The sequence below is a fragment of the Paenibacillus sp. SN-8-1 genome (assembly GCF_050995535.1).
Lineage (GTDB): Bacteria > Bacillota > Bacilli > Paenibacillales > Paenibacillaceae > Fontibacillus.
In genome coordinates this window covers 4,136,446-4,157,984 of sequence record NZ_CP194782.1, presented here as the reverse complement: position 1 = coordinate 4,157,984, position 21,539 = coordinate 4,136,446, and the positions used below count along the sequence as shown (strand labels likewise).

The 21,539-nt window shown below is 46.8% G+C and carries 20 protein-coding genes; 14 read left to right on the top strand and 6 right to left on the bottom strand.

The features are described from left to right. Window positions 1-224: 224 nt before the first annotated feature. Window positions 225-1,022, top strand: coding sequence for a hypothetical protein (locus ACRRNK_RS20335; protein ID WP_433944412.1), 798 nt, complete (start codon window positions 225-227; stop codon window positions 1,020-1,022). On the opposite strand, the gene ACRRNK_RS20330 is transcribed toward ACRRNK_RS20335, so the two are convergent. Beyond that, the gene (locus ACRRNK_RS20330) at window positions 968-1,249 is read right to left on the bottom strand and encodes a hypothetical protein (RefSeq protein WP_433944411.1); all 282 of its coding nucleotides are present in this window, start codon (window positions 1,247-1,249) and stop codon (window positions 968-970) included. The genes ACRRNK_RS20335 and ACRRNK_RS20330 overlap by 55 nt on opposite strands. On the opposite strand from ACRRNK_RS20330, the gene ACRRNK_RS20325 reads away from it, so the two are divergent. After that, a complete protein-coding gene (locus ACRRNK_RS20325) occupies window positions 1,248-1,658 on the top strand; it encodes a YjdF family protein (RefSeq protein WP_433944410.1) in 411 nt (136 codons plus the stop codon). The genes ACRRNK_RS20330 and ACRRNK_RS20325 overlap by 2 nt on opposite strands. Before the next feature lie 81 nt (window positions 1,659-1,739). Here ACRRNK_RS20325 and ACRRNK_RS20320 read toward each other — a convergent pair whose 3' ends face one another. Next, on the bottom strand, window positions 1,740-2,402 hold the full coding sequence (locus tag ACRRNK_RS20320) for an SDR family oxidoreductase (RefSeq protein ID WP_433944409.1): 663 nt from the start codon (window positions 2,400-2,402) through the stop codon (window positions 1,740-1,742). Between the two features lie 416 nt (window positions 2,403-2,818). Between ACRRNK_RS20320 and ACRRNK_RS20315 the strand changes: the two genes are divergently transcribed. The 10 genes from ACRRNK_RS20315 (at window position 2,819) to ACRRNK_RS20270 (ending at window position 15,236) form a co-directional block, all read left to right on the top strand. Next, window positions 2,819-4,180 carry an FAD-dependent oxidoreductase gene (locus ACRRNK_RS20315; protein ID WP_433944408.1) on the top strand — a complete coding sequence of 454 codons (1,362 nt, stop codon included), beginning with the start codon at window positions 2,819-2,821 and terminating at the stop codon, window positions 4,178-4,180. Between the two features lie 138 nt (window positions 4,181-4,318). After that, entirely contained in the window at window positions 4,319-5,128 is an 810-nt protein-coding gene (locus ACRRNK_RS20310; protein ID WP_433944407.1) for a hypothetical protein, read from the top strand. A gap of 178 nt (window positions 5,129-5,306) precedes the next feature. Continuing rightward, window positions 5,307-6,140: a formate/nitrite transporter family protein gene (locus ACRRNK_RS20305; protein ID WP_433944406.1), complete on the top strand. Its 834-nt coding sequence runs from the start codon at window positions 5,307-5,309 to the stop codon at window positions 6,138-6,140. A 180-nt stretch (window positions 6,141-6,320) separates the two neighbouring features. Further along, window positions 6,321-8,393: a molybdopterin-containing oxidoreductase family protein gene (locus ACRRNK_RS20300; protein ID WP_433944405.1), complete on the top strand. Its 2,073-nt coding sequence runs from the start codon at window positions 6,321-6,323 to the stop codon at window positions 8,391-8,393. Between the two features lie 224 nt (window positions 8,394-8,617). Next, the gene (locus ACRRNK_RS20295; RefSeq protein WP_433944404.1) at window positions 8,618-9,856 is read left to right on the top strand and encodes an MFS transporter; all 1,239 of its coding nucleotides are present in this window, start codon (window positions 8,618-8,620) and stop codon (window positions 9,854-9,856) included. 273 nt (window positions 9,857-10,129) lie between these two features. Beyond that, window positions 10,130-11,509, top strand: a complete 1,380-nt coding sequence (locus tag ACRRNK_RS20290; protein ID WP_433944403.1) for an ABC transporter substrate-binding protein — start codon at window positions 10,130-10,132, stop codon at window positions 11,507-11,509. Between the two features lie 108 nt (window positions 11,510-11,617). Further along, on the top strand, window positions 11,618-12,460 hold the full coding sequence (locus ACRRNK_RS20285) for a carbohydrate ABC transporter permease (RefSeq protein ID WP_433944402.1): 843 nt from the start codon (window positions 11,618-11,620) through the stop codon (window positions 12,458-12,460). Continuing rightward, on the top strand, window positions 12,460-13,293 hold the full coding sequence (locus ACRRNK_RS20280; protein WP_433944401.1) for a carbohydrate ABC transporter permease: 834 nt from the start codon (window positions 12,460-12,462) through the stop codon (window positions 13,291-13,293). Before ACRRNK_RS20285 ends, ACRRNK_RS20280 begins: the two co-directional genes overlap by 1 nt. 204 nt (window positions 13,294-13,497) lie before the next feature. Further along, window positions 13,498-14,526 (top strand): LacI family DNA-binding transcriptional regulator, encoded by a 1,029-nt coding sequence (locus ACRRNK_RS20275; protein ID WP_433944400.1) that lies wholly within the window; start codon window positions 13,498-13,500, stop codon window positions 14,524-14,526. 182 nt (window positions 14,527-14,708) lie between these two features. Then, window positions 14,709-15,236 carry an N-acetyltransferase family protein gene (locus ACRRNK_RS20270; protein ID WP_433944399.1) on the top strand — a complete coding sequence of 176 codons (528 nt, stop codon included), beginning with the start codon at window positions 14,709-14,711 and terminating at the stop codon, window positions 15,234-15,236. A 23-nt stretch (window positions 15,237-15,259) separates the two neighbouring features. Here the strand turns inward: ACRRNK_RS20270 and ACRRNK_RS20265 are convergent, their stop codons facing one another. Beyond that, a complete protein-coding gene (locus ACRRNK_RS20265; protein ID WP_433944398.1) occupies window positions 15,260-15,733 on the bottom strand; it encodes a low molecular weight protein-tyrosine-phosphatase in 474 nt (157 codons plus the stop codon). Window positions 15,734-15,942: 209 nt separating this feature from the next. On the opposite strand from ACRRNK_RS20265, the gene ACRRNK_RS20260 reads away from it, so the two are divergent. Both ACRRNK_RS20260 and ACRRNK_RS20255 read left to right on the top strand, forming a co-directional pair. After that, window positions 15,943-17,631 (top strand): glutamine--tRNA ligase/YqeY domain fusion protein, encoded by a 1,689-nt coding sequence (locus ACRRNK_RS20260; protein ID WP_433944397.1) that lies wholly within the window; start codon window positions 15,943-15,945, stop codon window positions 17,629-17,631. Between the two features lie 205 nt (window positions 17,632-17,836). Continuing rightward, the gene (locus ACRRNK_RS20255; RefSeq protein WP_433944396.1) at window positions 17,837-18,439 is read left to right on the top strand and encodes a nitroreductase family protein; all 603 of its coding nucleotides are present in this window, start codon (window positions 17,837-17,839) and stop codon (window positions 18,437-18,439) included. Between the two features lie 117 nt (window positions 18,440-18,556). On the opposite strand, the gene ACRRNK_RS20250 is transcribed toward ACRRNK_RS20255, so the two are convergent. The 3 genes from ACRRNK_RS20250 to ACRRNK_RS20240 all read right to left on the bottom strand — a co-directional run bounded on the left by ACRRNK_RS20250 (window position 18,557) and on the right by ACRRNK_RS20240 (window position 21,443). Continuing rightward, window positions 18,557-18,982, bottom strand: a complete 426-nt coding sequence (locus ACRRNK_RS20250; RefSeq protein WP_433944395.1) for an SRPBCC family protein — start codon at window positions 18,980-18,982, stop codon at window positions 18,557-18,559. Between the two features lie 83 nt (window positions 18,983-19,065). Then, window positions 19,066-20,043, bottom strand: a complete 978-nt coding sequence (locus ACRRNK_RS20245; RefSeq protein ID WP_433944394.1) for a LacI family DNA-binding transcriptional regulator — start codon at window positions 20,041-20,043, stop codon at window positions 19,066-19,068. Window positions 20,044-20,225: 182 nt separating this feature from the next. Continuing rightward, window positions 20,226-21,443, bottom strand: a complete 1,218-nt coding sequence (locus tag ACRRNK_RS20240) for an MFS transporter (protein ID WP_433944393.1) — start codon at window positions 21,441-21,443, stop codon at window positions 20,226-20,228. Window positions 21,444-21,539 lie beyond the last annotated feature (96 nt).

Here is a 21,539-nt window from a genome sequence, read left to right as displayed (position 1 = left end):
AAGCGATCGCCTACAAGCTTTCTGAAAGAAAGCTACATCGGAAGCATAAGCTTTGTCTCCGGATTTCATCCGCCTTGCGGTATAAATCAAGAAATCTGGAGGCGGGCAGCGGCCGAAAGTCCAAGCATTCCCCGTAGTTACGACTGTACACACAAATGTGAACATTTAACTGCGGCTTATATAGCCGGGAATATAAGCCAGGTTACAGGAAGGCAGGGACATTCGTGAAACTGAATTATGAGCTATTTGAGCAATTGTTCTGCATTGTGAGGGAAGATCCGCATGATGCGGTTCTAAGCATTCCGGCTTCTGACATCCTTAAAGAGGAGGCTGCAATTTCTTTCCTTAAGGCCTATCAAATCGAAATTAAGGGGCAGGATTTGCAGGTCGCTGCCACTTATTTCGCTTCGGCATGGAGAGGAATATGTGTCACTCTTCAATATATGATCTCTTTGAGTGATGTCAGGCTTGATTTCTCATTGACCAATTTGACCCTGCATCTCAGCAGGAAGAACGGGTATCCGTCCATATTCTTCAGGCTGCGGGACGCGGCCGAGCATCCCTGGCCCGACCAGGACCGGGACAGCCGGAGATTAGAGGCTATCGAGGGTTTCTACAAGGAGACCCTTCGTCCCGTCTTCGGGGTACTCGCAGGCATATCCGGGCTGCCTGCCGCTCAGATCTGGGGACAGCTGCCGCTTGGCGTTGCATATTACATAAGACATATTAGCGGTAAGCTGGAACAGGAACCGGATCGCATCCGCCTGCAGGAGGATCATGAGTATCTGGTTAAGAACGTGGATCCCTCTGTCTTCGGTCTAAGCAGAAATCCATTTCATTATAAGCCGAAGTGGATTGATGATCTTTATAATCCTGGCCAGCAGTCGCAGATGAAGCCAACCTGCTGCTTGGCTTACCGGACCGATACGGGCCATGGCTACTGCTATTCCTGCCCGAAATTAACCCGTCAGCAGCGGGAAGAGAAGGCCGCATCCATCAGGGCTGCGGCGAAGTCCACATGAAGGATCTGACTGCGCAGCAGCGATCCTTTTTTCTTTGCATACCCGGATTGCAGCTGTGCACGCTTTTTCGTATCATGATAAGGAAGGCGTAAAAACACAGTCCGGTTGGTAGTCCGGGCCTCTCTGCGGTGAGGAAGCGAGTCATCCGCTTCGCCCGTAAGAGAGCAGTAACCTTCCCCCTCGGGATGTCCTTCGCTTTCGGATGAATAGAGGGGGTTAACAAGCATGAAGTTAACAGTGTATTACGAAGGTCCGTATTGGGTAGGTGTGGTGCAGGACGAAGATGAGGGCAGGGTCCGGGCTGGCCGATTCGTATTCGGCTCCGAACCGGCTGATGCCGAAGTGCTTGAATTTATCAGCGAGCATCTTGCTTCACTTATGGAATCGATGACAGCCGAAGTGGAGGGTAAGCGGATGCCCACACGCCGGGTGAATCCCAAGCGGCTACAGAGGCTTGCAGCCGAGGAGAGCAGATCCCATGGCGTTGGAACCTATGCCGAACAGGCGATTAAGCTGCAGATGGAGCAGCGCAAGCAGCTGAAGCGGGTAATTGGCAAGGCGCAGCGTGAAGAGCTGAAGGAACGTAAGCGGGAAATTGCGAGGCAGAAGGCCAAGGATAAGCACAGGGGCCGTTGAACGGGATGCTTGTGCTGCTTTGTATCAAGTAATAAGCCGTTCCCCTTAAGGGGGGACGGCTTATTTGTCGTAGGAGAAGAATTATTTCATTCCAGAGCGGTCCTTCTGAGCTGAGCTAAGCTGTTGTAGTGCCTCATCCAGAGGGATGTTCCCTTCAACGATCTCGAACTCGCAAGATTCCGTTTGAGGAAGGGTCAAGGCGAGTACCGCTGCCCTGGCCACGTCATCTCTGGAGATCCGCCCATGCTGGGTAACTCCAATAGAGGCGGTAACCCGGCCTGTTGGGGGATCATTCGTTAGCCCGCCTGGGCGAATAATGGTATGATTCAGCTTGCTTTCTTCAAGTACCTTCTCGGCCCGCTTTTTTGCAAGCAGGAAGGGCTTCAGTAAATCCGGCATTTGATCAGGCGCAAGGGTACCGATCGAGCTGATCAGGATGAACCGTTCCACCCCATCTAGTATAGACTGCTCAATTAGCCGTACAGTGCCCAGATGATCGACCTCTTCCGGATTGCCTGAGGCCCCTGCGCCCACCGCGCAGATAACAGCATCCGCTCCCTTAAGCCCCGCTGAGAATACCCCATTCAGATCGCCGATGTAAGGTTCAGCACCCATCTCCCGAATTACTGCCGCCTGGTCCTCTGTTCTTACCAATCCATGCACCCGGTAACCGGCTTCGATCAATTCACGAACGATCCGCCTTCCTGTTCCTCCGTGTGCTCCGGCAACAAAAATCGTTTTCATGAATCCGGCCTCCTTCTCAGAATTCACGCCACATAATTATATTCAGCTTTCCCTTGTATGCATTCCATTACCCGCATAATCCACCTTTTAAAAGAAATATAAGCCGGGATAGGCCGCAGGCTCCCCGGAGAGAATAGGACTACAGAAGTTTTGGCCAAAAGGCAGCAAGCATGAACCTCCCCATATGATGCCTTTTGAATAATGCAATTAAAGTTAAGGTTAAAAATGCCATTATTTGTGAACATTGCGTGAACAACGTTTTAACCTATTGTAATGTGAAAAAAATCACACTATAATAACAGCATAAGGTGAATTAATTCACAAGGTTTCAGCTTTAAAAGTGAACTTTTTCACAATCACTCAGAAACAATTTGATAACAAACATTTTGCTTATAAATATGGAGGAGGAAGAAATCATGAAAGTAGCAGTTATCGGATGTACCCATGCAGGAACCGCAGCCATTGTTAACACCGCCAAGTTGTATCCGGAGGCCGAGATCACCGTGTATGAACGCAATGACAATATTTCCTTCTTGTCTTGCGGGATCGCACTTTATGTAGGTGGTATGGTCAAGGACCCACAGGGTCTGTTCTACTCTTCGCCTGAACAGCTTGCCGAGCTCGGTGTGAATACGAAGATGCTTCATGAGGTGGTAAGTGTCGATACGGAGCGGAGCGTGCTGGTTGCACGTAACCTCCAGACCGGAGAAGAATTTGAAGACAGCTATGACAAGCTCATCGTAACTACGGGGTCATGGCCGATCGTACCTAAATTTGAAGGCAGTGAGCTTAACAATATTGTTCTCTCGAAGAACTGGAATCATTCCAATACCATTATCGAGAAAGCTGAGAAATCACGTAATATCGTGGTTGTAGGAGCCGGATATATTGGCGTGGAGCTCGTTGAAGCCTTTCAGTTGAATGGCAAGCAGGTCACCTTGATTGATGCCGAAGAACGCATTCTCAGCAAATACCTCGATCCGGAATTCACGGATGTCATCGAGAAGAACCTTGAGGAGCATGGAATCAAGCTTGCTCTTGGGGAGAAGGTAACCCGGTTCGAAGGGGAGAATGGCAATGTCACTAAAGTCGTAACTTCCAAGGGCGAATATGACGCGGATCTTGTCATCATGTGTATCGGCTTCCGTCCGAATACGGGCCTGCTAAAGGGCCAAGTGGATATGCTGGATAACGGTGCGATCATCGTGGATGAGTTCATGCAGACCAGCAAGAAGAATGTATATGCCGCTGGTGACAGCTGCGCAGTCTTCTATAATCCAACGAAGAAGCACGCTTATATTCCGCTGGCGACCAATGCGGTTCGGATGGGAACGCTTGTAGCCCGCAACCTGGTGGAGCCTACCGTGTCTTACATGGGAACTCAAGGCACTTCGGGGATCAAGATTTATGAGGACAACATTGCAGGGACCGGACTGACCGAAGTTGCCGCGAAAGAGGCAGGGATTGATGCGGAAGCTGTTATCATCAATGAGAACTACCGTCCTGAGTTCATGCCGACTCACGAACCCGTTAAGCTTAAGGTGGTATTTGAAAAAGAGACCCGCCGCATTCTCGGAGCACAGCTCATGTCGAAAGCGGATCTTACCCAATCGATCAATACGATCTCAGTCTGCGTTCAGAACAATATGAAGATGGAGCAGCTGGCCTTTATCGATTTCTTCTTCCAGCCGCATTACAACAAGCCATGGAACTTCCTCAATACGGCCGGGCTTCAGGCGCTTCCTCCTGTTCCATCGAGAGAGCCGGCACACGTATAATCATCACATTCATTAGAACATGAACAATATGACTTCTGACAACCGTCTTCTTTGGGAGGCGGTTGTTTTTGATCTGCTGGTAATCGCTTCCTTGATTGAGGTGGGTTAAGATTATCTATGGACAAGGGAGAATGGGAAATGAGAAAAACAGTTGCGGCTCTGCTGGTCGCAGCCTTGGGCCTAAATACATATCAGGTGCATACTTCGAATGCGCAATCCGTACCTGATCTACAGATTGCTGCCAAAATATCTGATCCGCTTGGCACGAACATTTATCCTAATAAGTCGTTGAGTGAGAAGAAGCAAATGATGGAATTCCTCGGCAATTTTCCGGAAGAAGTTCAGCACTTCGATATTAAATCCTATAAAGATGATGAGCTTGTCCGCATTGCGGCCACGAATACGACCAAATATGGAATCGGTCCACTGAAGAAGCTAATGAAGAGCATAGTGGTTCGTCCCCTTACCGATCAAGATGGGAAGACCTATGATTGGCCATACTACAAAATTCCGAAGAAGGACACGGAGCAGTATATCCAGAGCCTATTTGGTGTAACTCCGAAGAAAGTCAGCAAGTCGTACTATGAGAACGGGGCCTATTATTTTCCCTCCTGGGAAGCTGGAGGCGGCAATGAAGATTCTCCTCAAATTGAGCGGATGTACGCCTTCGGTAAAGGATATTATTACGTGGAACTAACCCGGTATTACATTGAAGCCGTAAATTATGACCCGAAGCTTTGGCAGTCCTTTGGTGATTTTGAACATATGCCAATGGAGAAATGGAGTAAGGCCATCAAGGATAGAATATACGTCGAAAAGGAAGGCAGCTGGCATGCAATCCTTAAGGAGAATGTAATTAATGGCAAGAAGACATGGAGACTTGTAGAGTACAACAAAGGAACCAAATTAACTAAGACGCAAATTACAAAGTATATAAGCAAGCTGTAATTTGGCATTTATAAAGCTGTCTTCCCAAGGGAAGGGAGCTTTTTTTATGGAGGAAGGATAGTTCTTAACAATATGTGAAAATATTCACTAACTATGACTTTTGTTACTTTATACGCCGGGAGCACGCACTACAATAGGATTGGAGTGAGAGATAACACTACTGAGGGAGGCCTTTGCTATGGCATATTATAAACCGGACCAAATTGCGGAGATCACGGTTCAGAATGGGACACACAAGGCGCGCAACAAGCTGGTTACGATGTTGATTCTGGGATTTTTGGCGGGTGCATTCATTGCCCTTGGATTTTTGCTTGATATTCGTGTAATTGCCAGTGCCCCCAAGGCATGGGGCAGCTTTGCGACGTTTATCGGGGCGTCTGTATTTCCGGTTGGCCTGATCCTGGTACTGCTTGCGGGTGGTGAACTGCTGACCGGGAATATGATGGCGGTTCCTCTTGCCGGTATGGCCAGGAAAATAACCCTTCGTGAAGGAGCCGTTAATATTATCTTCATTACGATTAGTAACTTTGCCGGGGCTCTTTTCGTTGCTTATTTCTTCGGCCATGTGGCCGGATTGACAGAGACCGGTCCTTATCTGGCCAAGACCGTCGAGATGGCTGGGCATAAGCTGGATGCGACCTTTGTAGAGGCTTTTGTGTCCGGGATCGGGTGTAACTGGCTGGTGGCGCTGGCGGTCTGGTTATCCTATGGTGCGGATAATATGAGCGGCAAAATCCTCGGAATCTGGTTCCCTACGATGTCCTTCGTGGCTATTGGATTCCAGCACGTAGTCGCGAATATGTTCCTGATTCCGGCTGCGATCTTCGCTGGACATTATACATGGGCCCAGTATTTCGGGAACTTTATTCCCGTCTGGCTCGGGAACCTTGTAGGAGGATCTGTCTTCGTCGCGGGGGCGTATTACTTGGCCTATCTCCGTGGTGCCAAAGAGAAGGCAGCAGGGCAGCAGAACTTAAGGGGTGCAGAGCCTCTTCGGAAAAGCGCGGTATAAAATTTGCCTAAGAACACAAAATTCAGCATAAAGCAGGATTTGGGGGAATAACCCTGCTTTATGCTGAACTTTAATCATTATTACCTCGTCCCGCTTAAATTGAAACGGATTTTAATTAATATTTTTTTGCAGTCGGCAGACTCTCCCTTTATGATAGATTAGATCAGGTTAAAGGGAGAGATGAGCTTGATAGAACAAGAGAATGGAATATTCCCTGCTGTGTGTCCACTGGATTGTCCGGATACCTGCGGGTTATTACTGCATAAAGAGCATGGAAGGATTGTCAAGGTGACGGGGAATCCCGAGCATCCGATTACTGGAGGCGCTATATGTAACAAAGTCCGGAACATGACGGAACGAGTGTATCACCCGGAGCGCGTGCTCTATCCGCTTAAGCGTATAGGCGCGAAGGGCGAGGGCAATTTCAAACGGATCTCCTGGGAGGAAGCCGTTACGGAGATTGCCTCCCGCTACAAGCGGTTGATCGCTGAGCACGGGCCAGAGACCATTCTGCCATACAGTTTCTACGGTAATATGGGGATTCTCAGTGTCGATGGCATGGACCGGAGGTTCTTTAACCGTATGGGTTCAACCAAGCTCCAGCAGGGGATCTGCAATGCTGCGGGCAATGCAGGATTCAAGTATACAATGGGGTTCGGTGGTGGGACGATTCCGGAGGATGCTGCTGAGGCTGAACTGTTCATTGTATGGGGCGGCAATATTGTGAGCACGAACATGCATATGATTCCAATTATCGAAAAGGCCAGAAAGCGCGGGGCGAAGCTGGTTGTGATCGATGTTCACCGCAACCGGACCGGAGATCGAGCCGACTGGTTCATTCCACTGTACCCGGGGACGGACGCAGCTCTTGCTTTGGGAATGATGCATGTTCTGTTTGACCGGGGGCTGGTAAATGAGAAGTTCCTGGCCCGGTACACCGTAGGCCATGAGGAGCTGCGAGAGCATGTCCGGGAGTACACGCCTGAGCTTGTAGCCTCGATTACAGGCGTGCCCGCGGAAGATATTGTGAAGCTTGCCATGATGTACGGTGAGACTTCCCCGGCTTATATTCATATTGGCAACGGACTTCAGCATCATGACAATGGCGGCATGACGGTCAGAACCATCACCTGCCTGCCCGCGCTGACCGGTCAGTGGCTGGTTAAGGGAGGCGGGGTTTTCAAGTCCAATGGACCCTATGCCAAGGTGAACAGCGATGCTCTGGAGCGGCCTGACTTGCGGCCGAACCCGGACGCGAGGACTGTCAGCATGAATCAGCTGGGAGATGTTCTTCTGCAGCTCGCTCCTCCTATCCACGCTTTGTTCGTCTACTGCGCCAACCCGGCTGTTGTGGCTCCAGATACAGGCAGGGTAGAGCAAGGGCTGCTGCGAGAAGATCTGTTCACCGTCGTTCACGATCTCTTTATTACAGATACCGCGAAATATGCGGATATTGTGCTGCCGGCCACGTCTACCTTTGAGAATACAGACCTGTACACATCGTATTGGCATACTTATGTGCAGCTTCAGGAGCCGGTAATCCCGGCGATCGGGGAAAGCAAGAGTAATGTGGAGACCTTTAAGCTGCTCGCAAAGGCGATGGGCTTTGACGATGAGGCGTTCCAGGAGACGGAATCCGAGATGATTCAGGCTGCCCTGCGGAAGGAAGATAATCCATATCTCAAAGGCGTTACTTACGAGGCACTGAAGGATCACCGGTTCGTGCAGCTTAATGTGAAGGAACGGGTACACTATCTGGACCGGCTGACCACTCCATCAGGCAAGATCGAGTTGTTCTCCGCCAAGATGGCCGAGGCGGGTCAGCCCCCGCTTCCGACTTATGTTCCGCTGCATGAGGGTTATGACGGACTGAGGCGTCCAGATCAGGGAGCGGCCTATCCCCTGATGTTCATTTCCCCGCCGAATCACAGCTTCCTGAATTCGACCTTCGCGAATGTACCGAAGCTGATGTCATTGGAGAAGGGCCCTGCCCTGCAGATTCATCCTGACGATGCGCAGCTTAGGGGCATTAATGATGGGGATGAGGTCATCGTATGGAATGACCGCGGCAGCTATGTCGTTAAAGCGGTGGTTGTAGATAAAATGCTTCCGGGTACCGTGGTCAGTCAGGGGCTGTGGTGGGAAGGAGACCAGGGGAGGCAGCGCGCTAACGCACTCACCCCGAGTCGTCTGGCAGATATGGCAGGAGGAGCCACCTTCTTCTCTACGGTAGTTGATGTAAAGCGAACCTAAAGAGCTGTCCCATCATTCCCCCCTTCAATGTTATTGATGTAAAGCGTCAATGTAGGTGCTTGCAGGGGCGCTTGTTATGGAGGATACTGATAGCCTGGGCAGAAGACTAACAGTTGAAATATAGTATAGACCGTTCTTGAGAGGAGCCCCGCGGGGCTCCTTTTTGCTTGATTGCAGAACTTCACTCATCTAAGAAGAGGAATCAGATAGGAGTATTACCCGTTATGAGATGGTTGCAGACTTACCCGAGAGAAGTGAAGATCTTTCTCTTGGCTAGCTTGATTAATGCGGCAGGCAGTGCTTTGATGTGGCCGCTGATTACGATGTATATATTCAAAGAGCTTGGGCATAGTATGACCGACGCAGGGCTTGTGATTTTGATCCAATCACTCGGCGGAATTGTAGGCCAGGTGCTGGGAGGATCCCTCTATTACCGCGTGGGTGTTAAGAGGCTGATTGTAGGTTCCCTTGCCCTCAATGCGCTGGCGCTGGGGCTGCTGCCAATCGCAAGTGCACATTTTGGGGTATTTATGCTCTTGATGCTAATGGTCGGTTTTTGCAATGCATTATCCATGCCTGCTATTCAGGCCTTTGTCGGTTTTCGATTTGCGGATCGGCGTGGGGAATTGTTCAATGTCATCTATGTAGCCAATAATATTGGCGTGGCTCTGGGTACTTCACTTAGCGGGGTGCTTGCTCAGATTTCCTATGACTTGAGCTTTGTAATGAATGGGCTGACGTCATTTGGATTTGCGGTCTTTTTTTATTTGTATTTGAATAAGGTGGAGAAAGGTCAGGGAGATCTCCATCTTGAGAGACGCAGAGATTCTCATTATGAACAGGGAGTCACAGGATTAATCCGGAGGTATCCGGTATATTTCTTCATGGGGACAGGCTCACTCTTCATATGGCTGGGGAACAGCATTTGGAATAATGGCGTGGCTCCATTTACGATTTCACAAGGACTGCCGGAATGGAATTACAGTATTCTATGGACTTTGAACGGGATTCTAATCTTTGCGGGGCAGCCGTTTATTAGTTGGCTGAAGAAGACGGTAACCCGAACGTCACAGGCGCAAATGATGGGGAGCGCGGTATTTTACATGCTGGGCTACACCTGTATTCTCAGTGTACAATCCTATCCGTTTCTGATCATGGCCATGGTGCTCACTACCTTCGGAGAGATGCTGATCTCTCCGGCGATTCCTGGCTTCATCTCAGATCATACGGGTAAGGCGGCTCCCTTCTACTTGGGACTGGTAGGCGGGATGGGGGTAGCCGGAAGGGTGATCGGTCCTTATGCCATGGGAATTCTCTATGATTCAGGCGGACTTAATCCGGTAGCCTGGTTGTCGGTAATTATTGCGGCATTGTCTGTAGGTTCCTTTGGCATACATTCATGGATGAATCGCAGACACACCGGCAAAGAGACTTTCGTAGAATCTGAGATCTTTCTAAGTTGAACGGATAAATCCAATGTGAACCCCTCGAGGGGGCAAGTTAAGGATATGTACACATTCGGGTACCGGACGGGGATCTACCCAATATTAACTTAGGTGGTTTCAATAAAATTATTGCCAAGTAAATTTTAATATGTTACTATAACTCTGCAATTGAAAACGTTACCGGAATGGATGCCGATAAGGTTATCGGAAGCGTTACCACGAGTTTCTGATAATATTCACGGAAACGCATTCAATTCGCGAATTAAATGTAATAAATAAGGGGGAAATAGAATGAAGATGAAGAAATGGCTAACGCTTATGCTCTCCATGACGTTGCTTGCAGGGTTGGCAGTAGGATGCAGCAGCGCTAAAGATGAGCCAGGATCAAGTTCAAACGCAGGTACGACTAAGGCTAAAGAAGAGATCTACTTCCTGAACTTCAAGCCTGAAATTGCTGAGACTTACAAGAAAATCGCTAAAGATTACGAAGCTGAAACTGGCGTAGCGGTTAAAGTTGTAACTGCAGCGAGTGGAACTTATGAATCAACGCTGAAAGGGGAAATCTCGAAATCAGATGCCCCGACGATCTTCCAAATTAACGGACCTGTAGGTTACCAGAACTGGAAAGATTACACTCTTGATCTGAAAGATACCAAGCTGTATAGCTACCTGACAGATAACAGCCTGGCTGTTAAAGACGGAGAAGGCGTATATGGTATTCCTTATGTAGTAGAAGGTTACGGTATCATTTACAATGATGCGATTATGAAGAAATACTTCGCATTGGCAGATAAAGCGGTTCCTTACACTTCTGTAGCTGAGATTAATAACTTTGACAAGTTGAAAGCTGTTGTTGAAGATATGACAGCGAAGAAAGATCAACTCGGCATTAAAGGCGTATTCTCATCTACATCTATGGCTGCAGGTGAGCAGTGGAGATGGCAGTCTCACTTGGCTAACATTCCTTTGTACTATGAGTTCAAGGACAATACTGCATTTAAAGATCCTATTCAAGCAGGATTGCAAGCTAACGAAATTACATTCAAGTACGGCAAGAACTTCCAAAACGTTTTTGACCTGTACACAAACAACTCTGTTACTAAGAAAACTTTGCTAGGAAGTAAGAGCGTAGATGACTCTATGGCTGAATTTGCTTTGGGTCAATCCGCAATGGTTCAAAACGGTAACTGGGGCTGGGGCCAAATCAATGGCGTATCCGGCAACGTAGTTAAAGCAGAAGACGTTAAGTTCCTGCCTATCTACACTGGTATGCCAGGTGAAGAGAAGCAAGGTCTGGCAATTGGTACTGAGAACTATTTCGCAGTGAACAGCAAAGTATCTCCTGAGAAACAAAAAGCATCTATCGCTTTCTTGGAATGGTTGTTCTCTAGTGAGAAAGGTAAGAAATATGTAAGCAATGAGCTTGGTTTCATCGCTCCTTTCAACACATTCAAAGAGGATGAAAGACCAGCAGATCCGCTTGCAAAAGAAGTTAGCAGCTGGATGAGCAAAGGCCTTAACACTGTACCTTGGACATTCGCAGCATTCCCAAGCGAAAACTTCAAGAATACTTTTGGTGATGCATTGCTGCAATACGTACAAGGCGGCCTGCAATGGGCTGATGTAGAGAAAGTCGTTAAAGACGCTTGGAAATCCGAAAAAGCTAAATAATTATATGGAATGAACAAAACCATATAGAAAGAAATAATTAATTATGCCACTGTGAACCTTTTGGGGGCACAGTGGCATAACCATTAATCCTGGATAAGGAGAAGGAATATGCAAAAGTCGATAAAAAAATATTTTGCTCTTTTTGCATTACCAACCATACTGGCTTTTTTGATTGCATTTATAATTCCATTCATACTGGGTATTTATTTGTCTTTAACAGAGTTCACAACGGTGAACGATGCCAAATGGGTAGGGTTTAGCAATTATGTCAAGGCATTCTCTAATCAGGAGTTCCTGAATGCTCTATGGTTTACAGTTAAATTTACAGTTGTGTCCGTAATTACGATCAATGTATTCGCCTTCTTGCTGGGTCTGCTATTAACCCGAGGCAAAAAAGGCACAAATCTATTTAGAACTATATTCTTCATGCCTAACTTGATAGGCGGTATCGTACTAGGTTATATCTGGCAGTTGATTATTAATGGTGTCCTGATTCATTTCGATCTTACGCTTACGTCTAGCGCAACTTATGGATTCTGGGGATTAGTAATTCTCATGAACTGGCAGTTGATCGGTTACATGATGATTATCTACATTGCAGGTATCCAGAACGTACCTAAAGACTTAATGGAAGCGGCTCAAATTGATGGAGCGAACCGCTTTAGAATTCTCCGCAGTGTAACGCTGCCTATGGTAATGCCATCCATCACTATATGTCTATTCTTGTCATTATCCAATTCATTTAAGTTGTTTGACCAAAACTTGGCACTCACGGCCGGAGCTCCAGCAAAGCAGACCTCAATGTTGGCTCTGGATATCTATAATACTTTCTATGGTAAGACAGGTTGGGAAGGCGTAGGTCAGGCGAAAGCAGTTGTATTCTTTGTCCTGGTAGCACTTATTGCCTTGGTGCAGCTCGTTATAACCAGAAGAAAGGAAGTTGAGAATTAATGCAAAAGACACGTGCGAGAGATTATATTATTTTCATTATCATGCTGATTCTGTCTATTGTATTCTTATCTCCGATACTTATCGTTCTGATGAACTCATTCAAAGGGAAGTTCTTTATCAGCGATACGCCCTTTGATCTACCTACAAGCACGACGTCTGCCGGCTTAAATAACTATACCAGCGGTGTAGGAAAGACAGACTTTTTCAGTGCATTTGGTATGTCCCTGTTCATTACGGTATGTTCGGTTGCGGTTATCGTATTATTGACTGCGATGACAGCTTGGTACATTACCCGCGTTAAAGGGAAGTTTACCAGTCTGCTGTACTATGTATTTGTATTTTCGATGATCGTTCCGTTTCAAATGGTTATGTTCACGATGGTAAAGACTGCGAACATGCTGCACATTGATAACCCGATCGGGCTCATCTTTATCTACTTGGGCTTTGGTGCAGGTCTATCCGTCTTCCTGTTCAGTGGATTTGTGAAATCCATACCTCTTGAAGTAGAAGAGGCTGTAATGATTGACGGTTGTGGTCCGATTCAGGCGTTCTTCAAAGTAGTATTTCCGATCTTGAAGCCGATTGCGATTACAGTGGCAATTCTGAACGTAATGTGGATTTGGAATGACTATCTGTTGCCTAACTTGGTAATCGGTACAGAATATAAGACAATTCCGATCGCGATTCAATACCTTAAGGGTGGATATGGATCGATCGATATGGGTGCTATGATGGCTATGCTCGTCTTGGCTATTGTGCCAATTGTCATATTCTATCTATTCTGTCAGAAGTATATTATTGAAGGTGTAGTGGCTGGAGCAGTTAAAGGTTAGGTCAGAAGACAATGAATTAGTAGGGTAGCTTTCTTGATAATGTTTATCAAGAGTACCCTGCTTTTTATTTTGGCTGGAAGAAGGCCTTGGAAGCCCTAGCAGTTTATTGTCATTTGCTTCTTTAATTGCTATATTTATGATTGAAAAAAACAAAGAATGTAGCTTCATGAGTTATGGAGACTACAACGTAAGGATAGAATAAATATGGCTATTACGATTATAGATATTGCAAAAATGTGTGGAGTCGGTGTAACCACCGTCTCAAGAGCTATTAATAATCATCCTGACATTAATGAAGAGACAAAAGCTATGATTATGCAGGTGATTAAAGAAAACCATTACGTCCCTAATAACAGCGCGCGAAATTTGAAGCGGTCCGCTTCAAAGACGATCGCCGTACTCATTAAGGGGATCACCAATGCGTTTTTCAACCGGATGATACAGGTGTTTGAGAAGGAAATCCAGACCAAGAAATACTCCTTCATTCTCCAGCGGGTGGATGAGAATCAGGATGAGATCGAGGTTGCGATAGAATTGGTTAAGGAGAAGCGTCTTAAGGGAATTGTATTTCTCGGCGGTAGCTTCTTACATCCCAGAGAAAAGCTCAATCAGCTGACCGTGCCTTTCGTACTCAGTACCATAGGGATGACTGAGGAATTCGATCCGGATGAATATTCTTATGTAGCCGTGGATGACTTCAAGGAAAGCTACAAGCTGGTGGATTACCTATGCGGCTTGGGCCATAAGAAGATAGCAATCATTACAGCTCCTATGGATGATGTAAGTATCGGCAAATTAAGGTACGAAGGCTATAAGAAAGCGCTGGAGGACCATGGGGTCGAGCTGAACGATCAATTGGTACTGTGTATGAAAGATGATATTGAGAGCTATTCGATGGAAAATGGCTATGCGGTTACGAAAGAGCTGTTGGAGTCGAAAGAAGAATTCACAGCCATTTATGCCGTTTCAGACAGTATGGCGATTGGGGCTTGCAAAGCCTTACTGGAGGCCGGTAAGAGGGTGCCGGAGGATTATTCCGTAGCCGGATTTGATGGTGTGGATATTTCGTTCTATTATAACCCGTCTATTACTACCATCAGGCAGCCCGTGGAAGAAATTGCGGAAGAAACAATACGAATATTGTTCGATATGATTCATAAGAAGGTCAAGCATGCTCATAAAATTTTCCCGGCGGAGCTTGTTGTCAGGGAATCCACCCGGCTTTTACCATAAGAGCTGGTTTTTTTTATTTAGTTGAGTTAAAGATTTACCGATAGGCATGCGGGTGTAATGGTACTGTAGATGCGAAGCGTTCGCCTTTGTAACTGGAGAAGCAATTAGCATGGCTGCTTACGTGTAACTCGAACTCAAAAGTGCAATTTATATAGTAGGGCTTGATCGGAGGGCGAGAGACGATGAACTTAGGACAAGCGGCTGTCCGCCTATCCGAGCTTAAGGATGCGGCAGAGCTGATTGAGATTGATGAGCTTGTATGGAATTCACAGACGACACCTGCTGTGCTGCAGCCTGTCACCCGGGAGAGCTTTTTGCAGCAGAATCCCCCCGGTTCACAGCTGGTTGCTGTTATAGGGGAGACCGTATGCGGTTATTTGGGATTCTCCTGTCCTACGCCTCTTCAAAGCAATTGTCACGTGTACGAGATTAATATTGCCGTGCATCCGTCATATCAGCGGCTAGGTATCGGCCGGACATTGATGGAAGAAATGAAGCAGCATGCGGCCGCACAGGGGGTACGCAAGCTCTGTCTTCGTGTGCTGGCGACGAACGAGAGGGCGCTTGAATTCTACCGCAGCTGCGGGTTTATGGAGCAGGGCCGGCTTGTGGAGGAGTTCTATCTGGATGGCAGGTATGTCGATGACATTCTGATGTGGTACCCGCTTATACAGCTAAAGGATGGGAATAATAAAAAGGGCTTATCCTAACTGGAATAGCCCTTTTTACAAAATTATGAAATTGCCTGTTCTTGCTTGATATGTGACAGTAAAGCCTCGAGGCCCTGAGTCAACAAGTCGTAGGTCTCCTGGAAGTCTCCTGTGAAGTAAGGATCGGGAACATCCTTGACCGGAAGCTCTTTCTTGAAATCGAGCAGCCGGAATATCTTATGTTCTCCCTGCGCACCTGAGACCTTGTACATATTCTGAATGTTGCTTTCATCCATAGCAATGATGTAATCGAACTGCTCCATATCCTGACCGGTAATCTGCCTTGCAAAAAGCCCTTCAGAGCTGACCTGATACTTCTTCAAAATGTCCAAAGTGCCTTGATGGGGAGGGTTGCCGATATGCCAGTCTCCTGTTCCCGCACTATCAATTTGAAATTGTCCCTCTAAGCCTTCCTGCTTAACCAGGTGTCTGAACATTGCCTCCGCCATGGGCGATCTGCAGATATTGCCCAAGCATACGAATAAAACTTTTACCATGCGCGCCAACTCCTTTGTCTGTAATTCATTATGACGTAATTATTGCCTATTTATTGACACTATATCGAAGTTTGCAAAGATTATCAAAGGATTCATATTAGGGGATAGCATGTAAGGCGAAGTCATTGAACTATTGTGCAGTTATCGGTATATTTAAATGAAATGAACTAAATACAGATAGAGAAACCAGATGGAAAGGTGGAGATACTGTGACCCATGCGAGCACACCTCCAAATTTTATTAAAAATATTATTACGGAAGATCTAAAGAACGGGAAGGTTAAGGAGATAGTCACCCGCTTCCCGCCAGAGCCGAACGGCTACCTTCATATCGGACATGCCAAAGCGATTTGGATTAACTTCACCCTGGCAGATGAATTCGGGGGTAGAACGCATCTGCGGTTTGATGATACGAATCCGGTCAAGGAAGATGTTGAGTACGTGAATTCGATTAAGGAAGATGTGAAATGGCTCGGATTTGAATGGGAGGAGCTCCGCTTCGCTTCCGATTATTTCGAGGAGATGTACAACCGCGCTGTGCTGCTGATTAATAAGGGTAAAGCTTATGTGGACGACCTTAGTGCGGACGAGATTCGTGAGAAGCGCGGTACACTCACAGAGCCGGGTGAAGACAGCCCTTACCGTAACCGTTCTATTGAAGAGAATCTGGATTTGTTCACTCGTATGCGTGCAGGTGAGTTCAAGAATGGGGAAAAGGTTCTGCGCGCCAAGATCGATATGGCGTCCCCTAATATCAACCTTCGGGATCCTGTCATTTACCGGATCTCGCATGCGACTCATCACAATACCGGGGATACCTGGTGTATCTATCCGATGTATGCCTTCGCGCATCCGCTTGAAGATGCCATCGAGGGGGTTACCCACTCCTTATGTACGATTGAGTTCGAAGATCAACGGCCTTTCTATGATTGGGTTATTGCCGAGACAGAGATGCCGCATGCGCCGCATCAATATGAATTTGGCCGCCTGAACCTGGCCTCAGCTGTTACAAGTAAGCGTAAGCTCAAAATGCTCGTGGATGAGGGAATCGTCGATGGCTGGGATGATCCGCGTCTGCCAACCATCTCCGGTCTTCGCCGCCGCGGCTACACCCCGGATGCAATCAAGAGCTTCGTCTATGAAGCCGGAATCTCGAAGGCTCAAGGGCAAGTGGATACCGCGATGCTGGACCATTTCATTCGTGAGGATCTCAAGCTCAAGGCGCCGCGCACTATGGCTGTGCTGCATCCGCTTAAAGTAGTCATCACGAATTATCCAGAGGACCAAACGGAATTGCTCGAAGCGGAGAACAATACGGAGAACCCGGAAATGGGTAACCGCCAAATTCCATTTTCCCGTGAGCTGTATATTGAACAAGACGACTTTATGGAGAATCCGCCAAGCAAATACTTCCGCCTCTTCCCGGGTAACGAAGTCCGCTTGAAGCATGCTTACTTCATCAAGTGTAATGAAGTTATCAAGGATGAATCCGGAAATGTAGTAGAGATTCATTGTACTTATGATCCAGAGACGAAGAGCGGCACAGGTTTCACCGGACGCAAGGTCAAGGGAACTATCCACTGGGTGGACGCCAAATCAGCGGTTCCAGCCGAGTTCCGTCTCTATGAGCCGCTGATCCTCGAAGAGGACAGTGAAGAAGAGGCTGAGACAGAGGGAGCGGAAGAGAAGACCTTCCTGGACCAAATCAATCCGAATTCCCTGACCATCGTTCAGGGTTATGTTGAGCCAGAGCTGAAGGATGCCAAGCCACAGGATAAATTCCAATTTTTCCGTCATGGTTACTTCAATGTGGACAGCAAGCATTCCAAGCCGGGTGAGCCGGTATTCAACCTGGTTGTCTCACTGAAGAGCTCGTTCCAGCTGCCAAAATCGCAATAATCTGCTGAACCAAGGGCGTACTATTCGTATATGAATACGGATGTACGCTCTTTTTTGCTGCATAGATTCAGGAAGATCGGGTAATTTTAGAGTAGTTGCAATAAAGTATAGACTTAGAAAAATCAGGAAAAAGTGTTGTGTTTGATTTAAGACGTATGTTACAATTAAAAAGTAAATAACTAACTAAAAGAAGGTAGGTATTTAAATGTCAAATGCATTCTTCGACGCGGTGAAAAACAGACGTAGCATCTATGCAATCAGCAAAGAATCCCCAATTTCAGATGAAAGAATTCAAGAAATCGTGAACGAAGCTGTAAAACATACGCCATCTTCCTTCAACTCCCAAAGTGCCCGGGTAGTTGTCCTGCTTGGTGAACAGCATGACAAGCTCTGGAATCATACCGAAGAGATCCTTCGCAAAATTGTAAATAATGAAGAGAATTTCAAATCAACAGCGGAGAAAATGGAATCTTTCCGTGCGGGATATGGTACTGTTCTGTTCTTTGAGGATACGAATGTGGTAGCGGGCCTGCAGCAGCAGTTCGCATCATATGCGGATAACTTCCCAATCTGGTCTGAGCAATCTTCCGGTATGCTTCAATTCGTAGTATGGACTGCGCTTGAACTTGAAGGTCTTGGCGCTTCCTTGCAGCACTACAACCCAATTATCGACGAAGCAATCGTAGCTGAATGGGGAATTCCGGAGTCCTGGAGACTAAGAGCCCAGCTTCCTTTTGGCAAAATCGCAGCTCCACCCGGCGAGAAACAATTCCAGCCGATTGAAGAGCGTGTGAAGGTATTTAAATAAATAAAGTTGGTTCTTTAAAACTTTAATCTTACTAAAAGGAGGAAGCCTTCTGTATCAGGGCTTCCTCCTTTTAGCAACTAACGTATTACTTTTTGAGTTCCACTATTTGTAGAAAAGTTACTGCGCTTCTACCAATTTTTTAAGTTCAAGTAAAATCGAATTATCGTCTTCCTCATAAGATTCTTGATTGCTTATTCCGGGTCTATTGTCTTCCTGTTCAATAATAAGCTCCGTTGCATCTCCTTCATTATGTAGCAGGTAACTCATAACGAAATAATTCTCTGGCTTATCTTCCAACCCTGGGCGTGGTGCAAAAAGGCTATATTTAATTAAAGAATAGGGTGAGAAAGCTAAGACTTTACCCCATTGTTCATAAACATTTCCTTCCCACTCGCTGCAAAAACGAATTTCGTTACCGATCTTCCAATCTGTTATGAGATTACTGCCATATTGCCATTGTTTAACTAACTCAGGTTTCACAAGAGCATCCCACACTTTACTTGAGGAAGCATTAATTGTCACTTTGGAAATGCTTTTAGCCATTATTCCAACCTCCTTTAAGATCATATATTAACTTCGTCAGTTACCATGAATTATCCTTTTAGCAGAGATAGAAGGCCTTTTGATTAAACAGTCGATCTTTCGATCAGCTTGAACGAGATCTCTTTAGTCAGGGGACCGCTGGCAGCACCGCGAATTAGTTCGTTAATAATCTCCATTGCGCTTGCTCCCATGGTATAAATTCCATTGTCCATGGTTGTAATGCCCAGTACTTCGGAGATTGGCATATTATCGAAGCTGATCAGTGCCAGGTCCTCAGGAATCTTCAGCCCTTGGCGTCCAGCTTCAAGCAGGATTCCAGCAGCTACCTGGGCGCTGGTGACTACAAGCGCAGAAGGTCGGTCCGACTGTTCCAGCATATGGCGCACCAGAAGCACTCCATCTTCAATATCCAGACAATGGTCATAAATCCAGTTCGGGTTAACTGAAATGCCGAATTCGGCATGAATGTCACAATAAGCCTCATACCGCTTGCTGCTGCTGGTACCCTCCATGCGGCCAATGGAATAACCGATCCGATGATAGCCTTTGTTCCATAAGTACCGAATCCCCTCCTGGAAGCATTGGTAATGGTTCAGGAACACCGAGGACATCGGACGAGCCCCAATGTCCTCACAGAGCACAATTGGCCCATACGGATTATAGGTCTCGATATGCTCAAGAGGCAGGGCACGTGAGCAGATAATAACACCATCAATTTGTTTGTTCCGCATCATTTCCAGCATTCGCTGCTCTTCATCAGGCTGATAGCTTGTCTGTGATACCATGAGCTGATAACCAGACTTAAGCGCCTCTTCCGCAATCCCTTCCATCATGGTACCGAAGTAAGAGTGATTAATCATGGGCAGGATCACCCCGATAATCTGAGTTCTGCCTTTCAGCAGATGCAGGGCATTAATATTGCGGGAATAGTTCAGACGTTCAACGGTCTCAAGTACCGCTCTACGCTTGTCTTCCTTGACATAAGGGTGATTATTGAGAACGCGTGACACGGTAGCTACAGAGACCCCGGCAATTTTGGCGATTTCTTTGATATTGGCCATGGATCTCACCTCCCATTAAGCCATTATAATTAATCTGAACAAACCACTTGCTCTGTAATGCGTTTCATAAATTACTATATTTAATATGGGACGAGGTTTTAATCTAGTCCCAAGCGGCAGACAATCCACGCAAGACCGGCGTTACCTGACTTTAGGGCGTGACGTTCTCCGTGGATTGTTTGTTATTCTTTGTGATTAATAACCGGGGTATAACCATGCCGATACAGACGATACCCCATTACAGCGAACCCTACAGCTCCGCATAAGGTCAGCATGAGACTTATCTTATACATGGTAACCGCTCCGAAATACTGGTACAGCCATCCTCCGAATACTCCGGCTATCATGCCGGATATCCCCCCCAGGAGAAGGGTGTATACTGCCTGTCCCGAGGATCTGTAAGGCCTTGGCAGGAACAAGGTGGTAAGCTGTGTGCCCACATAGAAGAATCCGCCAAAGGTTACAGCGTGCAGCACCTGAATAAATACGATTTGCAAAGATGTAGTTACTTCGGCCATGAGCATCCATCTCAAAGCGAGCAGCAGACTGACAATGAACATGCAGGTCATGAGATGGGTGATTTTTCTTTTCATATATTTACGCAGCAGCATGAATATGCCTGCTTCAAAGATCGTAGAGACGAATACCGCCACACCGACGTAGAGCTTCGATCCTCCAAGATCAGTGATGAAGAAGGGCATGAACATGGCATTCATGGAGCTTGGTACAGCCACAAGCATGCCAAGAATTACAAATGACACAAAATACTTGTTCCCCAGGGAACGGGTGAACTCCCACAGGTTCAGCCACGGCGTATCCGGTGCCCGATGAAGCGGCTTAAGCAGCAGGGCGGAGCTGATTGCAAGAATAAGAACCATTGTGAACAGCAGGAACATGCCGAGCGCATCGGATTTATCGATAACAGTTCCCGCGGCTACCGCGACAATTGCCCAGCCCAAGGAACCCCACATCCGGAAGGATTCGAACCTCCGTCCCGTACTCTCAGTATAACACAGGGTCAAAGTGTTACTTTGGGTGAGTAAAGGCGTCTGCAGGAAGTAGAATATAATCATGGTCAAATAGAGCATGCGGTAAGTATCTACCAGGAAGACAAGATAGCCGACAAGCAGAAGGCCTGACATCATCAGAAGAAGCACATATTTCGTATTTTGTTGTCGATCATTACAGTATTTCCAGAATGGATTGGCGGCAAGCGAGACGATTGGCCCCATAGACAGCAGCAGACCGATCTCCAGCTTGTTCATTCCGGCTTCCTGCAAATATAATGGAAAAAAGACTGCAAATATAACCATTGCCCCATAGATGAGGAAATTAAGCAGCTTAAGAAAGAACAAGGACTGTACTGGTTGTGAAGCATATTGATGTCGCAAACGCGCCATTCCTTTCTGGCCTGCATGAACAGAAGCCTGATCTCGGGATGAAGAAGATAATGGTCGCTAAGTAAATAAATCGGATAAGATCAATGTATCATGTGA

Coding starts and splice junctions, on each gene's coding strand:
- ACRRNK_RS20270 (WP_433944399.1), top strand. CDS start 14,709: ATGAACTTAGGACAAGCGGCTGTCCGCCTATCCGAGCTTAAGGATGCG.
- ACRRNK_RS20265 (WP_433944398.1), bottom strand. CDS start 15,733: ATGGTAAAAGTTTTATTCGTATGCTTGGGCAATATCTGCAGATCGCCC.
- ACRRNK_RS20325 (WP_433944410.1), top strand. CDS start 1,248: ATGAAGTTAACAGTGTATTACGAAGGTCCGTATTGGGTAGGTGTGGTG.
- ACRRNK_RS20295 (WP_433944404.1), top strand. CDS start 8,618: ATGAGATGGTTGCAGACTTACCCGAGAGAAGTGAAGATCTTTCTCTTG.
- ACRRNK_RS20285 (WP_433944402.1), top strand. CDS start 11,618: ATGCAAAAGTCGATAAAAAAATATTTTGCTCTTTTTGCATTACCAACC.
- ACRRNK_RS20275 (WP_433944400.1), top strand. CDS start 13,498: ATGGCTATTACGATTATAGATATTGCAAAAATGTGTGGAGTCGGTGTA.
- ACRRNK_RS20245 (WP_433944394.1), bottom strand. CDS start 20,043: ATGGCCAATATCAAAGAAATCGCCAAAATTGCCGGGGTCTCTGTAGCT.
- ACRRNK_RS20320 (WP_433944409.1), bottom strand. CDS start 2,402: ATGAAAACGATTTTTGTTGCCGGAGCACACGGAGGAACAGGAAGGCGG.
- ACRRNK_RS20290 (WP_433944403.1), top strand. CDS start 10,130: ATGAAGATGAAGAAATGGCTAACGCTTATGCTCTCCATGACGTTGCTT.
- ACRRNK_RS20255 (WP_433944396.1), top strand. CDS start 17,837: ATGTCAAATGCATTCTTCGACGCGGTGAAAAACAGACGTAGCATCTAT.
- ACRRNK_RS20280 (WP_433944401.1), top strand. CDS start 12,460: ATGCAAAAGACACGTGCGAGAGATTATATTATTTTCATTATCATGCTG.
- ACRRNK_RS20305 (WP_433944406.1), top strand. CDS start 5,307: ATGGCATATTATAAACCGGACCAAATTGCGGAGATCACGGTTCAGAAT.
- ACRRNK_RS20315 (WP_433944408.1), top strand. CDS start 2,819: ATGAAAGTAGCAGTTATCGGATGTACCCATGCAGGAACCGCAGCCATT.
- ACRRNK_RS20310 (WP_433944407.1), top strand. CDS start 4,319: ATGAGAAAAACAGTTGCGGCTCTGCTGGTCGCAGCCTTGGGCCTAAAT.
- ACRRNK_RS20300 (WP_433944405.1), top strand. CDS start 6,321: ATGAGCTTGATAGAACAAGAGAATGGAATATTCCCTGCTGTGTGTCCA.
- ACRRNK_RS20330 (WP_433944411.1), bottom strand. CDS start 1,249: ATGCTTGTTAACCCCCTCTATTCATCCGAAAGCGAAGGACATCCCGAG.
- ACRRNK_RS20250 (WP_433944395.1), bottom strand. CDS start 18,982: ATGGCTAAAAGCATTTCCAAAGTGACAATTAATGCTTCCTCAAGTAAA.
- ACRRNK_RS20240 (WP_433944393.1), bottom strand. CDS start 21,443: ATGGCGCGTTTGCGACATCAATATGCTTCACAACCAGTACAGTCCTTG.